This is a genomic window from Hahella sp. CR1, assembly GCF_029813005.1.
In the GTDB taxonomy this organism is placed as follows: Bacteria; Pseudomonadota; Gammaproteobacteria; order Pseudomonadales; family Oleiphilaceae; genus Hahella.
Genome location: NZ_JAPELK010000001.1, coordinates 1,006,301 through 1,021,143 on the forward strand (window position 1 = coordinate 1,006,301; position 14,843 = coordinate 1,021,143).

General features: G+C 60.0%; 14 protein-coding genes and 1 riboswitch. Of the genes, 9 read left to right on the plus strand and 5 right to left on the minus strand.

Annotation, left to right across the window (positions count from 1 at the left end):
• Positions 1-11: 11 nt before the first annotated feature.
• The 3 genes from ONV78_RS04545 to ONV78_RS04555 all read right to left on the minus strand — a co-directional run bounded on the left by ONV78_RS04545 (position 12) and on the right by ONV78_RS04555 (position 2,857).
• A complete protein-coding gene (locus ONV78_RS04545) occupies positions 12-1,751 on the minus strand; it encodes an ATP-binding protein (protein WP_279501464.1) in 1,740 nt (579 codons plus the stop codon).
• 4 nt (positions 1,752-1,755) lie between these two features.
• On the minus strand, positions 1,756-2,559 hold the full coding sequence (locus ONV78_RS04550; protein ID WP_279501465.1) for a CbtA family protein: 804 nt from the start codon (positions 2,557-2,559) through the stop codon (positions 1,756-1,758).
• Positions 2,560-2,680: 121 nt separating this feature from the next.
• A complete protein-coding gene (locus tag ONV78_RS04555) occupies positions 2,681-2,857 on the minus strand; it encodes a CbtB domain-containing protein (RefSeq protein ID WP_083769893.1) in 177 nt (58 codons plus the stop codon).
• Between the two features lie 24 nt (positions 2,858-2,881).
• Positions 2,882-3,094: riboswitch (cobalamin riboswitch) on the minus strand.
• 103 nt (positions 3,095-3,197) lie between these two features.
• On the opposite strand from ONV78_RS04555, the gene cbiB reads away from it, so the two are divergent.
• The 4 genes from cbiB (at position 3,198) to ONV78_RS04575 (ending at position 6,747) form a co-directional block, all read left to right on the plus strand.
• Positions 3,198-4,142: an adenosylcobinamide-phosphate synthase CbiB gene (cbiB, locus tag ONV78_RS04560; RefSeq protein WP_279501467.1), complete on the plus strand. Its 945-nt coding sequence runs from the start codon at positions 3,198-3,200 to the stop codon at positions 4,140-4,142.
• Complete coding sequence (gene cobD, locus ONV78_RS04565; RefSeq protein ID WP_279501469.1) at positions 4,143-5,231, plus strand: threonine-phosphate decarboxylase CobD; 1,089 nt, start codon at positions 4,143-4,145, stop codon at positions 5,229-5,231.
• An 8-nt stretch (positions 5,232-5,239) separates the two neighbouring features.
• Positions 5,240-5,890 (plus strand): 5,6-dimethylbenzimidazole synthase, encoded by a 651-nt coding sequence (gene bluB, locus ONV78_RS04570; RefSeq protein ID WP_216740072.1) that lies wholly within the window; start codon positions 5,240-5,242, stop codon positions 5,888-5,890.
• A 152-nt stretch (positions 5,891-6,042) separates the two neighbouring features.
• Complete coding sequence (locus tag ONV78_RS04575; RefSeq protein WP_279501470.1) at positions 6,043-6,747, plus strand: M12 family metallopeptidase; 705 nt, start codon at positions 6,043-6,045, stop codon at positions 6,745-6,747.
• Positions 6,748-6,796: 49 nt separating this feature from the next.
• Here ONV78_RS04575 and ONV78_RS04580 read toward each other — a convergent pair whose 3' ends face one another.
• A complete protein-coding gene (locus ONV78_RS04580; RefSeq protein ID WP_279501471.1) occupies positions 6,797-7,816 on the minus strand; it encodes a LacI family DNA-binding transcriptional regulator in 1,020 nt (339 codons plus the stop codon).
• A gap of 178 nt (positions 7,817-7,994) precedes the next feature.
• Between ONV78_RS04580 and ONV78_RS04585 the strand changes: the two genes are divergently transcribed.
• On the plus strand, positions 7,995-9,653 hold the full coding sequence (locus tag ONV78_RS04585; RefSeq protein ID WP_279501472.1) for an alpha-amylase family glycosyl hydrolase: 1,659 nt from the start codon (positions 7,995-7,997) through the stop codon (positions 9,651-9,653).
• A 138-nt stretch (positions 9,654-9,791) separates the two neighbouring features.
• Complete coding sequence (locus tag ONV78_RS04590; protein WP_279501474.1) at positions 9,792-11,339, plus strand: VCBS repeat-containing protein; 1,548 nt, start codon at positions 9,792-9,794, stop codon at positions 11,337-11,339.
• A gap of 94 nt (positions 11,340-11,433) precedes the next feature.
• On the opposite strand, the gene ONV78_RS04595 is transcribed toward ONV78_RS04590, so the two are convergent.
• Complete coding sequence (locus ONV78_RS04595) at positions 11,434-12,303, minus strand: hypothetical protein (RefSeq protein WP_279501475.1); 870 nt, start codon at positions 12,301-12,303, stop codon at positions 11,434-11,436.
• Positions 12,304-12,507: 204 nt separating this feature from the next.
• Here ONV78_RS04595 and ONV78_RS04600 point away from each other — a divergent pair, with 204 nt between their 5' ends.
• The 3 genes from ONV78_RS04600 to ONV78_RS04610 all read left to right on the plus strand — a co-directional run bounded on the left by ONV78_RS04600 (position 12,508) and on the right by ONV78_RS04610 (position 14,842).
• The gene (locus ONV78_RS04600; RefSeq protein WP_216740065.1) at positions 12,508-13,122 is read left to right on the plus strand and encodes a hypothetical protein; all 615 of its coding nucleotides are present in this window, start codon (positions 12,508-12,510) and stop codon (positions 13,120-13,122) included.
• Positions 13,123-13,229: 107 nt separating this feature from the next.
• Positions 13,230-14,165: an aldo/keto reductase gene (locus tag ONV78_RS04605; protein ID WP_279501476.1), complete on the plus strand. Its 936-nt coding sequence runs from the start codon at positions 13,230-13,232 to the stop codon at positions 14,163-14,165.
• Positions 14,162-14,842: a DUF6064 family protein gene (locus ONV78_RS04610; protein WP_279501477.1), complete on the plus strand. Its 681-nt coding sequence runs from the start codon at positions 14,162-14,164 to the stop codon at positions 14,840-14,842. Before ONV78_RS04605 ends, ONV78_RS04610 begins: the two co-directional genes overlap by 4 nt.
• Position 14,843 lies beyond the last annotated feature (1 nt).

Sequence of the window (14,843 nt, forward strand, 5' to 3'; positions counted from 1 at the left end):
TCTCCGAGGCGTTAGTGTTCCAGGGCGGCGCGCACAGCGGCCAGCGGGGCGTAAGCGGCTCCGAGGCGTTGCGCCAGTTGTCGGCAGCGATTGAGTCTGACGGCGGTCTGCTCGGTATCCACCACCCACAGGGGCGAATCCCAGGTCAGATCGTCCAGCGGATCGCGGCTGCGCCCGTCAGTCAGCAGCAACGTACGGCAGGTCAGATGCGGGTTGGCGCGGGTCTGCCGCGCCAGCAGTTGGCGCGCATGCAGCAGCGCCTGTCGCAGCGGCGTACCGCCGCCAGCGGGAAGATCGTCAAGCAGGGCGACGATATCTTTGGGCGCGCGCCGGCAGGGGATCACCCACTCCGCGCGCTGCGCGCCAAACGCCAGCACGGCCAGTTTCTCCCGCGCCAGATAGGCTTGTCGGGCCAGTCCCAGAATCACCCCTTTCGCCTGCGCCAGCGCGCGTTGACTCAGGGTGGAGGCGGAGGTGTCCAGCAGGACGCAGTTCAAGGTGTCGCGACTCTGGCGACGGGGTTGATAGCGTATTTCGAGCAACCCGTCGTCCCGATTGTCGGGATGGACCAGCGTGGCGAACCAGTCCGGGCGTGAGGACAGCGCCTGCCGGCTGCGTTGCGCGCGACCGAGGGCCGCGCCCTGGCGTTGCTCCGCGCCGCCGCGCTGTTTGTCGCGACGGGAGGACGGTGAACGTCGCGTTGGGATCTCAGGCAGTTGCGGCGTTACCGGCTTGTCCGCCGCCATCAATTGCGGCGGCATGGCGCCCCAGTCGCCGGAGGTGCCAGAGGACGAGGAGGGTGACGCCCCCCCTGAGCCGCTGGCGTCTCCGCCGCCTCCTTGTGAGGGAGGCGAACCGGTCGAAGACGGCGGCGTATCCTGATGATTGGCGCGATGGCTAAGCGCGAACGCGCGCGTCGCCGCCACGTCTTCGGCGTTGACCTCGTCGCGACCGCTCCAGGCGGCGTGGGCGATGGCGGCGCGGCGCCAGCAAATGTCCGCGCGCACGCCTTCTACGCCAGCGGCGAGGCACTGGCTGGCGATGTCCCGTTGTATGTCCGTCGGGCAGAGAACCTGTGGTAAACGTTGGCGGGCGGCGGCGATGCGGGTCTGCAGCTCTTGCTGTGTGTTGTGCCATTGCGCCTGAAACGCGTCGCGGTCCTGTTCGAAATCCAGGCGGCGCTCCACGATAGCCATACGCTGTTCAACGTCATAGGTTTCATCCAGAGTGACGGCGAGACCGAAACGGTCCTGTAACTGCGGGCGCAGTTCGCCTTCATCCGGGTTCATGGTGCCGATCAGAATAAACTGCGCCGGATGGCTGTGACTGAGGCCGTCCCGCTCGACAAAGTTCACGCCTGAGGCCGCCGTATCAAGCAGGGCGTCCACCAAGGGGTCGGGCAGCAGATTGACTTCATCGATATAGAGCACGCCGCCGTGAGCTTTGGCCAACAGGCCGGGATTAAATTGTACGCGTCGTTCGCCCATGGCCTGTTGCAAGTCGATGCTGCCGATCAGACGTTCTTCAGACGCGCCCAGAGGTAGGGTGACGAACTTGTCCGCCGCCTCCGGCAATAAATCCGCCAGTCCCCGCGCCAGCGTTGATTTGGCTGAACCGCGGGGACCGCTGATCAATACGCCGCCCAGATGGGGATTGATGGCGGCGAGCAGCAACGCGGTTTTAAGCGGTTGCTGGCCGACAACCGCGGCGAAAGGGTAGGCGGCGAGGGCGGGCTGGGCGGCGACGTCCATTGACTCAGCGCGCCTGCAGGGCGGCGTCCTGGCTGCTCCAACGGCGCAGGAACCAGGCGCAGGCCAGCCCGACGATCACCCAGAACAGCGCGTTGGTCAGGGTGGCGGCGGTAATGAATTGATGATGCAGCAACTCTAGCGCTTGCAGAGCCTGTGGGTTGGAGGCGGCGAACTCCGGTGCATTGGTGTGCGGCGCGCCGACCAGATGGGGAATAATCAGCAGGGGCAGTCCGCCCAGCTTTTTCCATCTCGGCGCGAACGCCAGCAAGGCGAAACCGACCGCGGTGACCAAGGCGGTGGCGATCCACCACAACTGGCGATTTTCCAGTGCGGCGGCCTGCATACCGGGAATCTCCGGCGGCAGCCCCAGGGCGGGAGCGACAAAGAACACGCCATAGCCCGCCAGCCCCCACAATAATCCCGCGCCCCAGCCTGCGCCGCCTTTGCCGCTGAGTCTGGCGGCGTACATACAGGCCAGCATCAGCGCACTGAAGCCAATGCCGGCGAGCACGTTGGCTAGCAGGGTGTAAAGGGTGCGCTCCACGCCGTCTTCCGGGGCCCAGGCGTCGTCGCCGTGGTGATGGCCGCCGGCTTCGGCGCCGCCGTGGTCGTGTTCGTGGGAGTGATGGGCGTCCGCCGCCGCATGCTGGTGATCTTCCACTACGACCGGCTCAGGCTCCTCGCCGCCTTCGTAAGTTTCCGCCTCCAGAATAATGCTGGTGACCTGGGAGTGTTGTACGGCGCTCAGCAGCCCGCCAGCCAACAGGCCAACCAGCAGCGACGCCAGGATAATACGCTGAAACAACATGTCTCTTCCTCATGCAATGCGGTGTGACGTCGCTATGCGCGCAAGCGCCGCACATGAGGTGCGGCGTCAAGACGGACAGGCGAACGTCTGGCCCTGGCAGGGCCTCAGAATTCAGTAACTGTTAGTGACAGGGGAAAGCAAACGCGTGCCGGGTGTCGTGAGCGGCGTTGTGAGCCGCATCCATGGACAGAAAGCCCACTGCGAACAGAATCAGTCCGCCGAAGCACATGGCGCCGATAAGTTGTAGCGCTGCGTTATTGGAAGCCAGCAATGGAAGAGAGAGATTTTTAGTTTGCATGATCTGCGCACCTACCCGTACGAACTGCAGTGGATAAAGCAAGGCCGGTCTCCGGGCTTACGAAAGGTCGAAGCATTTTCGACACAACATTTGCGCCTTCCCATGTCAAAACTGACGACACAGTGGCGTTAGCAAATTACTTTCGATTACCGTTGCGGGGGCAGCACTGGATTAGCGTATCGCGCACCAGATTTCCCGATTATCTCGCGGTCGAGCACCTTGGTCAGCGGGATATGCTATTGGCTGAACGCAGGGGAAGTCAACAAGTTAGCGGGTTGCAATGCGCGCGGACCATGGTGAGAATAGGCCGCCTCATCATGAGCCTGGCGCATACTGACCAATGGATACATTGCTGATTCTTGTCCTCGCCCTGTCTTTCGACGCCCTGTTGGGAGAACCGCGCCGGCTGCATCCTTTGGTTGGTTTCGGGCGCTACGCCGGTTGGGTGGAAGGAGCGATTCGCATTGCCGACTTCTCTTCAACAGCAACCCGCGCGCTTGGCGCGGCGGCGGTGACGGCGTCGATTTTGCCCTGGGCGGCGCTCGCCTGGCTCGCGAACGAGTGGAGCGAATCTTCCCGCTGGGGACACATTATCTTTTCCGCCTTCGTGCTTTATCTCGCCATCGGCTGGCGCAGTTTGCTGGAGCATGTGCGTCAGGTGGCCGCGCCATTGCGCAGGCATGACGCGGCGGCGGCGCGGCGCAGTCTGTCCATGATTGTCAGTCGCGACACAGCGGAACTGGGGGAGGAGGAGATCGCCTCCGCCGCTACGGAATCCGCTCTGGAGAACGGCAACGACGCCATCTTCGCCGCCATTTTCTGGTTCCTGCTCGCCGGCGTTCCCGGTGTGGTGATGTATCGCCTCAGCAATACCCTGGATGCGATGTGGGGCTATAAAAACACGCGTTATTTCTATTTCGGCTGGGCGGCGGCGCGGCTGGATGATCTGTTGAATTGGGTTCCCGCCCGACTGACGGCGTTCAGTTACGCCTGTTGCGGCGCGCTGGACAGCGCCCTGCGATGCTGGCGCGCCCAGGGCGGACACTGGAAAAGCCCCAATGCGGGACCCGTGATGGCGGCGGGCGCGGGCGCGCTGCGGGTGCGACTCGGCGGCGCGGCGACCTATCACGGCAGTCTGCAGTATCGTCCTTCACTGGGCTGCGGCGACGCCGCCACGGCGCAATCCATTGAACGCGCCTGTGGGCTCATCAATCGCTCTCTGGCGTTGTGGACGGCGATGGTCGCTTTGGGAGCGGGCGCGTTGTGGTTGTGGGGAGTGGTCTGAATGAACGGGAGCGATTTCGACAACGGGGCTGGCCATGCAGGGCTCCAGGCGGAAGAACCGGTTCCCGTCCATGGCGGCGACCTGGAAAAGTACAGCCAACGCTACGGTATCGCCCTTGATGACTGGCTGGATCTGTCCACTGGCGTCAGTCCCTTTCCCTATCCGCTGACAAGCATTCCGGCAGAGGTGTTTCGACGTCTGCCTTATCCCGACCCGGCGCTGCAACAGGCCGCCAGCGCCTATTACGGGACCGATTCCCTGCTGGCGATTCCCGGTACGCAATGGGCGATTCAACACTTGCCCACTTGTTGCGCGCCCGGCGTGGCGGCGCTGCCGGACGTCGGTTATCGCGAACATGAGCATCACTGGCGTCGTCAAGGCTTCAAAATCATTCATTACCCTGCGGGAGATCTGGCGGGCGCGGCGGCGCGTCTGGCGCAGACAGAAAACTTGCGCGTCCTGGTGGCGATTAATCCGAATAACCCCGCCGCCCGTAGGACGCCATTGGCGGCGCTGCGTGAGTTGGCGTTGCGCCTGCAGTCCACGGGCGCATTGATGGTGGTGGATGAAGCCTTCGCTGACGCGGAGACAGATTCCAGTCTGCTGGGCGAGACCCTGCCGGAGAACGTTGTGGTGTTGCGCTCATTCGGCAAGTTTTTCGGATGGCCGGGAGTGCGTTTGGGATTTGTGGCGGCCGCGCCTTACTGGTTAGAGGTGTTGCAGCGTCGGCTTGGTCCTTGGACAGTGAACAGCGCCGCGCAATATGTGGCGACCCGGGCGTTGCGCGATGAAGCCTGGATTGCGGCTATGCATGAAAAGCTCTCCTCAGTGAGCCGCGACCTGCAGGCGCTTATTCTGGCGCAGCCGGTTTTCGAGGAAGCGCTGGAGTGCCGGCGCACGCCGCTGTTTGTGTCCGTGTTGACGCCGACAGCGCAGGCTGAGCGGATTTTCGAACGTTGCGCGCAGCGGGGCGTGTTGATTCGCCTGTGGCGGGTGAATGCGGAGCTGGCGTATTTACGGTTTGGACTTTTTGATTTGGAGGACGCCGGTCTCGCAGGGAGACTGACCGCCGCCCTCGCTGACAGATAAGGCGACTCATGACGGACAGCGGCTATTCACCCGAAGAAAAACAGGCGGTGTATCGCGCAATTTACGAACGGCGCGATATGCGTCATTTCCTGCCGGACCCGGTGGACGAAGCGACTTTGCAGCGTATTCTGCAAGCCGCCCACCACGCGCCCAGCGTGGGCTTCATGCAGCCCTGGCGCTTTATTCGCATCACCGAACCCAGCCTGCGTCGGGATATCGCCGCTACGGTGGAGAAAGAGCGCCTGTTGACCGCAGAGGCGTTGGGCGAACGCGGCCAGGAGTTTATGCGCCTGAAAGTGGAGGGCGTGCGTGAGTGTCCGGTATTGCTGGTGGTGATGCTTACGGATCGGCGTGAAAAATATATTTTTGGTCGTCGCACCATGCCGGATATGGATCTGGCGTCCGCCAGCTGCGCGATCCAGAACCTCTGGCTGGCGGCCCGTTGCGAAGGCGTCGGCATGGGCTGGGTGTCGCTGTTTGATCCTGTCGAATTAGCCGCGTTGCTGCAATGCCCGGAAGGTAGCGAGCCCATCGCCATTCTGTGTCTGGGACATGTGGATAAATTTTATGACGCGCCTATGCTGCAACAGGAAAACTGGAGCCAGCGCAAGGAGTTGCAGGAGCTGGTCTGGTTCAACCAGTGGGGCGGCGCAGGCTGACGGAATTACAATAAATAACAATTACTCATGACTGGAGGGCGTCTCCAACGTCGCTCCCTGGATCGCATTGAAATTGGATTGGCGTTGTCTCGGCAACATTGAGTTGAGACGAGCTAAACTCTGAAGATCCATAACTAAAAAGGAGCGGGATCATGGGATTGGGATGTATAAGAAACGGCGGAACCGCGATGGTTTACCGCATGAGTTGGGACGGCAAGTTCTCTGAGAGTCAAACCAACGTCGGCGGCCCCTGGCCGAACGGCGTGGTGAAGGTGTTTGTGCCCGAGGGGCTGGACAGGGAATATGTACAGACCGTGCGCGCGACTTTCCGCCGCTGGGAACACTGCGTTCTGGAATATTGGGGCACGCAGCTGATCAAATTCGTTGAAGTAGGCGCGGCGGGTAACGGCGTGGCCACCCTCAATTTCGCCAGCAACTCTGCGGATATTGGGTATTTTCCCGGCGCCAGCACCAAGCTGGGGGTTAATGGCAAAGCCAATATCAAATCGCTGCCCCATGAAGTAGGACATGCTTTGGGGTTGGCTCATGAGCACGAACGCGATGATGCGCCCGAGAGCGTGCTCCACACCTGGGGGGCCAACAAAATGGCGTTGGACGCCTACAAGCTGAACAAGCGCAACAGCACCCGCAAGTTTGAAACCTATGGCACCGACTTCGATCCCAAATCCATCATGATGTATGCGGATCAGGCGGTGGGGCTGCTGGATTCCGTCGACAATACCCGCTACGGCGGTTGCAAGATTGATCCCGGCCATGTGGTCAGCGGCGACTGGAACCCCAGTATGGGCGATCTGGAAGTGCTTGGCCGCATCTACCGGCACTATTCCACTCTTTAATCCATTCCACTTTCTGATCCATATTTGGCGGTCGGGCGTGTGGGGTGGCTCAGATTGCTTTGACTGACTCCCGCTCAATAATCTTGTGCGGGATGATCACGCTCTCGGCTTCCAGGGTTCCGGCGGCGGACATGTCCAACAACATTTCCGTCGCGCGGCTGCCCATGGCGAACAGCGGCTGATGCAGCGCGGTGAGCGGCGGCGTCGCCATTTCCGCGATGCGGGTGTCGTCGTAGGCGATGATCGACAGGTCATCCGGAGTGCGGACGCCATGACGGTGAGCGCAGGACAACGCGCCCATCGCCAGTTCGTCGCTGGCGGCGAACACGGCGCTGAACTGGCCGGGCTTGTCCCGCAGTAATCCTTCCATGCACAGCGCGCCGCTGTGAAATCCGAAAGACTCAAATTCCGCCCGAAATCGAATCAGTGATTCATCCACGCTGAGACCATGGTCCCGCAGCGCCTGAACATAACCTTCTATGCGGGGCGCGCCGGCGATGAGGTCGGCGCGGTCGCCGCTGATCATGGCGATGCGGCGGTGGCCTTTGTCGATGAGATAGCAGACGGCGCTGTAGGCGGCCTGCTTGTCATCCACCTTTACGTAAGGAAAAGGGTAGGAATAGGAGAGGGTGGAAATCAGCACCACGGGCAGATTCAGACTCAACAGCGCTTTGCTTTTCTCCGGCGTCATGTACTCACTGACGGCGAGCACGCCATCCACCTGTTTCTCTTTCAACGTCCGCACGTATTCCTGAGAACGGTCGCCGGAATAATTGGTGTTGCAGACGATGACGCTATAGCGCTGCTCCTTGGCCACCGTCTCAATGCCTTTGAGGATCTCCGCCGCCAGCATGCCGGAAACGTCCGGTAACATGACCCCGATAGTATGGGTTTTTTTACTGACCAGACCGCGGGCTACCGCGTTGGGACGAAAGCCCATTTCGTCGATGGCGGAGAGCACTTTTTTGCGTGTGTCGTTGGAGTATCCCCCCAGCCCGTTGATGACCCGGGACACGGTGGCGATGGAGACGCCGGTGCGTTTGGCGACGTCTTTGATGGTGGTTTTCATAGCTTTAAATTTGTCTGAAACGTCTTGGATTGAGTTTGTTGACGTAAACGTTTACGTTGCCTAGCATCCGCTGAAAATCCCGTAATAAGCATGATTATTCATATTTATATAGAAAATCATGCTTTGTTTGAAACAATTTTAGTTAATCGTTTACGTTCAAGCAGATGAGGTGCGAGCCATGGCGGAGAGTAGTGCAATGCAGGGACAAATGCGGCCTTCGGATTGGAGCGACGGCGGCGTGATCTATCAGATTTATCCGCGCAGCTTTTGCGATTCCAACGGCGATGGCGTCGGGGATCTGAACGGCATTACGGAAAAGCTGGACTACATCGCCAGCCTGGGCGTGGACGCCGTGTGGATTTCGCCGTTCTTCAAGTCTCCCATGAAGGACTTCGGCTATGACGTGGCGGACTACTGCGACGTTGATCCGATATTCGGCACGCTGGCGGACTTTGACCGCATGCTGGCGGCGATGCATGAGCGCGGCCTGAAACTGCTGATCGATCTGGTGCCCTGTCATACTTCCGATGAACATCCCTGGTTCCAGGAAAGCCGCTCCGACCGCAGCAATGCCAAGGCGGACTGGTATGTGTGGCGCGACGCCAAGCCGGACGGCAGCCCGCCCAACAACTGGCGCGCGCACTTCGGCGGACCCTCCTGGACCTGGGACGGCCGCCGCGCCCAGTACTATCTGCATCACTTTCTGCCGGGTCAGCCCAATCTGAACTACCGCAACCCGGCGGTGACGGAAGCCATGCTGGCGCAGGCGGAGTTCTGGTTCAAACGGGGCGTGGACGGCCTGCGCATAGACGCCATCGCCACCCTGGCTTACGACCCTGAACTGAGGGATAACCCGGCGCGGGACCTGGATGATCCATTCCGGCAATCCGCCGCAGCGCGCGCCAATCCGTTCCATTTGCAGCACCATCGACACTCGTTCAATCAGCATGAGGAAGTGGTGGCTTTCCTGATCCGTTTGCGGGCGCTGGCGGATCGCTATGACGGTCGCTTTCTGCTCGGCGAGGTAGGCGGCGACGGCATGGCGGTGAGCGCCGAATACACCGCGGGCGAAGATCGCCTGCAGTCCTGTTACAACTTCTCATTGTTGGGCGCGCCCATCAGCGGTCGTATGGTGAAGGACATTGTAACGGCGGTGCTGGCGGAGGTAGGGCCCGGCAAACTGACCTTCGCCGTGGGCAACCACGATGTGATGCGGGTGACTTCCCGTTGGGCGGCGGAAGCGTCCCCGGCGCAGCAACAGACGTTGGCGAAAACCGCGCTGACCTTGCTGATGACGCTGCCAGGCAAAGCCTGTGTGTACCAGGGGGAAGAGTTGGGTCTGACGCAGGCGGACCTGCCTTATGAGCTGTTGCAGGACCCGGAAGGCATCAATGGCTGGCCGCACGCCAAAGGTCGAGATGGCTGCCGCACGCCGATGCCCTGGCGCGACGATGTCGCTGGCGGCGGCTTCAGCGTTGGGGAGAGCTGGCTGCCATTGCCTGCAGAACATCTTGCGGCGGCGGCGAATCGACAGGAAGACGCGGCGGAATCGGTGCTGGGTTATACCCGACTGGCGCTGGCCCTGCGCAAAGAGCGTCCGGAGCTGCGCCTGGGACGCACGGAGCTGCTGAACGCCCCGGATGAGCTGTTCGTCATCCTGAGGAAAGAAGGCGATAGCCAGGTATTAGGGATATTTAACCTGTCGCCTCAGGCGCAGACTTTCGCCCTGCCTGGAAACCGCTGGAGTGAGCCATTACTTGCTTCTGAAGTTACTGTTGCCAATGGCGTCGTCACGCTTCCTGCTTTCTCCTGCTGCCTGTTGGGGAATGTGAAATAGTCGGCGCTGAATCCGACATATAAGGTCGTACTGCTTGCGAGGATGAGCTTACCGCATCACCCATTCCACTCTTGGAAGTACAAACAAGAGAGAAGCGGGTCAGATGCGGGAGAATCAACGCATAAAGGAGGACCCATTATGAAAACCCCGCTGATAGGATTGACGCTCATGCTGGAGGCCGGCGCGGTGCTGGCGCAGCCTCTCGCTACGGATATATACGGCCGCCCGCTGGGCGATGATCGCCTGACTCCGCCCATGCTGGCCCCTCGCTTCGCCACCGTCGAAGCAATGAAATTCGCCGCCGAGGAGGACTCGGGATTCACGGTCGGCGCCGCCTACAAACCCGGCAAAACCTGGATCGACGCCGTCGGCTTTGGCGATGTGGACGGTGACGGCGACATGGAGCTGGTGGCGGTTTCTTCTTTTTACTTCGATGCAGAAAATGACTACAGCGTTTTCGTCTTTCATCCCACCACCGCCGGTCTCGGCGAACCCACCCGTATTGGCTATCAGGCCACCGGCAACCGTAACGGACTGTCAATCGCCGATCTGGATGGCGACGGCGCAGAAGAGATTATTGTCGGCCATGGTCAGGGCCTGACCATTCTTTCTCATGACGGCGCGGGCGGTTTCCAGACCTCCCTGGTTGGCTCTGCGGCGGCGGACACACTGGATGCAGTGGATATCAACCGGGATGGCATACCTGATCTGATCGGGCTGCCCTGGTCCGCGCCGGCGACGCAGTATTTTGGCGCTGGCGACGGCGCCATCGCTTATCAAACCACCTTGGCTACCAACGCCAGCGGTTATAACGATCAGGCGCTGGGAGACTTCAACCACGATGGAGTGATGGATCTGGCGGTGATGTCCGGACAGGGCTCTGGGCCGGATTTTTCACTGCATTTGCATGACGGGGGCGATGCGTTCACTGCCGCCATGCCCTTCTATCTGGACCTGAACGACAGCGCCAGCGGCATCGCTTCCGGCGACTTCAATGGCGACGGTAAGGATGATCTGGTGATCGCCAGAGGCCGCAACTCGCCCACGTATCTGTGGGTTTATACGCAGAACTCGGTCGGAGCCATGGGTACGCCGGTACAGCTGACTTCCCACGACATTCCAGAAACCCTGCGCGCCGTGGACCTGGACGGCAACGGATACGATGACATTCTGGTTTTGCATGGCGGTTGGAACACCTTGGGCGTGTATCTGAACGGACCGGATGGTTTGGGTGAGGAAATCCGCGTGAGTATTCCCTACGCAAGCCACTATGATCCAGAAGGACTGGCGGTGGCGGACACGGATGGCGACGGCTGCCCGGATATGATCGCTATCGCCGACTATAACCATGGCGTTGTGCCGGTGACGTTCAAACTTTGTGAAACGCCGCCGCAACCGACGACCGGTTCGTATGAAGGGAGTATTGGCTGGGAACCGGTTTACCACGAAGTGACGGTGTCCGGTGGGAAGATTGACGCGCAACTGCGCTTCTCCGGCAGACGCAACGATATGGACTTGTATTTGTACAATCCCGATGGCGCACTGGTGGCCAGCGCAGCCACTAACGAAGCGCCGGAAAAGCTCAGCTATGACACGGAAGGCGTTGCGGGAGCCTATAAGTTCAAGATTGTGTCGAGAAAGTCCCGTGTGGCCAACTTCAGCCTGGATTATGTGTACCTGCCCTGAGAAGTAAGTCGGCAGGCTGACCAGAATACGTAAAAAAGGCGGGGTGTCCCGCCTTTATTCGTGTTGCGTCTGATTGGCTGGTTTTAACGATGAATCAGAGTGACAGCCAGTATTTGTCAGGGATATTGCTGGTGTCGTCGCTGAGGGATTTGTTTTCCTCTATGTGAAACACCTTACGGCCTTCCATTTTCTGTAAGGAGTCTTTCACCAGCGGGTGATTATTGAAGAACTCCAGGAAGGCGTCGTAGTGGTCGGTGAAGGCAGTGTTCAGAACGTTAATCAAGTCCTGGCGCTTGGGCGACACGAAATACAGCATGGGGAGTTTGTAGACCACCAGGATTTTGTCGTCCACCATCATGTTCTTGTCAGTACAGACATAGTCCGCGCCCAGATTACAGCGCGACCCCAGCTCGCCATAAGGCTCGATGATGGAGCGGGGGAACAGGTCCGCCCTGCCGCCATCGACCATCTTGAACAGGTTGTCGAAGGTTGAGTTGGTCTGCATTTTGGTGAAACCGCCGCCCACCAGAATGGGAATGTCACCCCAACCCTGGCCTTGCACCACGCTGAACTCTTTTAACTGATCGAAGGTCATGTCTTTAGACAGTTTGGCGCTGGTTTCCTTGTTGGTGATGAACACCCGGTGACCCAGCAGTCCCCGCAAAATGGGGAAGCGCACAGGCGGCACCCGTTCTTCTATCTCCGCCGTGGCGCCCAGCCAGTCAATATCGTAAGAACCGTCCTTCAGCAACATTTCCCGGCGGGTCTGCGCGCTGGAAGGCTGAAAAGAGATGAATTTCGCGTCAGTTCCCGTTTGCGCGACAAGAAACTTGAGCAATTCGAGCGCGTACTGATCCAACGTAGAGCCCTCTCGCAGGGCGACATGACGGATTTCCATCGTCTCTGCGCGAGCGGAAACAGTGAAGACAGAGATCAATACGGCAATAAGGAAAGGTCTGATCATAGCTGTGCCTCGGCATGGATGTTAGATTTGTTTTAGATGTCGGCGAACATTCATAAAAAGTGTAGCAGGCGCGCCGGTTAACGCCGCTCAGGTTTGTAAAACGTTGGGGAATCAAGCGTCTGGGTTGGGAAATTTTCCTCTTATGAACTAACTTTTCTGAAGTGGGGTGTCTCACGTCGATCTGTTTTTCAGGAGGAAATCAGTGTGAAAAAACGTTTCCTATTGTGCCTTGTCTGCCTGACCCAGGCGGCGATGGCGAGTAAGCGCGATGTGGATTCGCTGTTTGAATATCTCCGGATCGATCGCGATATTCCGTTGTACGAAATGCCGCGGGCGGTGCGTCAGCGTATAGAAAGCATCGCCGAGCAAGTGAGGACCAGTCGCGAGGATGGGCTGATCATGGAGCGCAGCAGCTACACAGACCTGAAAGCTTACGTCGAGGACCTGCTGAGCGATATGGAAGTAGGCTCCGGCGCAGTCTATGTATGCCCGCCTCTGGAGATCTACGCGCAAGGTGATCGACGCATGCCTGATGGCCGCATACGTCGCGATACGGTGGGCCGTATCAGTGTGACCGGCGACTGTCGCTGGTTCGGCGGCGGCGACAATGGGCAGACCGGCTGGCTGGATATCGATAAGTTCTGGAATTGCTCCGGCAATGTGCAGTACGACTATGGACAGGCGTATTTTGAAGCGGGGGAAAAGTCCGTCAAGGTTGCGGACACGGAGTATTATTCGGTTTACCCCCTGGAAGAAAGTCACGATATCGTGGTGTACGGTCAGGTTTCCCCCTCTCGCTGCATACGCTGCTGCCCCTGACGCGTCCTGCGTACTCATCATCTGAGCGCGTCGCTGTTCACGTCGGACGCGCTGTTTTATCCTCTTGTTATGAACCTTAATCCACAGGCGTAAGCCGGGAGGGGAGCATGGCGCAAGGGGATGTGACGCGACGCAGGCTGTTGCAGGGAATGGCCGCCGCGGCGCTGATGACGCAGATGCCGTCAATCCGGGCGCGTAAACCGGATGCCGCGCCGCTGGCGCGACCAATACCGTCCAGCGGCGAAATGCTGCCCGTCGTCGGACTGGGCAGTTGGATCACTTTCAACGTTGGTAATGACCGCCAGTTGCTGAACGAAAGCGCCGCCGTTATTGACGCGTTTCTGCAAGCCGGCGGCGCGCTGATCGACTCCTCTCCCATGTATGGCTCCGCTCAAGTCACCATTGGCTACGGCCTGGCGCAATCCCGACTGAGCGATAAGGCGTTTGCTGCGGATAAAGTCTGGCTGCGCGACGCCGAAGACGGGCCGCAGCAGATTGCGGATTCCCTGTCGCACTGGCGCAAACCCCGTTTTGACCTGCTGCAGGTGCACAATCTGCTGTCCTGGGAAGCGCATCTGGATACGTTGCAGGCCATGAAGCAGCGCGGTGATTTGCGCTACATCGGCGTCACCACCTCCCATGGCCGCCGGCATGACGCCATGGAGCAGGCGATGCGCCAGCGTCCTCTGGATTTTATGCAGCTCACCTACAACCCGCTTGATCGCGAAGCAGAACAACGTCTGTTGCCGCTGGCGGCGGAGCGGGGCATTGCGGTGATCGTCAATCGGCCGTTTCAGCAGGGCGACCTGACCCGACGTCTGCGACGCGAGCGCCTGCCGGACTGGGCGACGGAGATGGGCGTCACTTCCTGGGCGCAGCTCGTTCTCAAGTTTATTCTGTCCCACCCTGCGGTCACCTGCGTGATTCCCGCCACCACCCGGGTGGACCATGTGCGCGAGAATGTCGCTGCGGCGACGCCGCCTTTCCCGGACGCCAACCAGCGCAAACGTATCGCGGACGATGTGCGGAAACGGCTCGCATGAGTGAATGGTGGACCTATCGCCCGGAACATTTTCTGCTGTTTTCCAGTCGGGTGTATTGGCGCTTATTTGAGTTATACAACCAGGCCTGGTGGCCCTGGCAATGGCTGTTTCTGCTGGCGGGCGCAGGATTGCTGGCGATGATGGCGCGTCCGCGGGTCTGGAGCGGCAGGGCGGTCAGTTTGAGCCTGATGGCGCTTTGGTTATTCGTCGCCTGGGCCTTTCTGTGGCGGCGTTATGCGACTATCAACTGGGCGGCGCAATATGTCGCCTGTGCGTTTGTGGCGCAGGCGGTCCTGCTGTGCTGGCTGGGCGTCTTCAGAGACCGGGTGGTGTTTGCGCCACTTGTGGATAAGCGCTTCTGGTTGGGAGCCGGTCTGTTTCTCTATGCTCTGCTGGCGCATCCATTGACGACGCTGCTCTTTGACAGACCGCTCATTGCCGCGGAAGTGTTTGGCATGACGCCGGACCCTTTGGCGATAGGGACCCTGGGGGGCACCGTGGCGATGTCAGGCGGCGTCGCCCGCTGGCTGACTCCAATTCCCGGCGGTTGGTGCCTGATCAGCGGGTTAACCCTGGATACCCTGGCGGAGCCTTGCGCCTGGATTCCGTGGCTGGCGTTGTGCTGGGCGTTGGCGGCCTTCTGGATCGGGCGGAAAGCGAAATCCGCCTCTGCTTAGG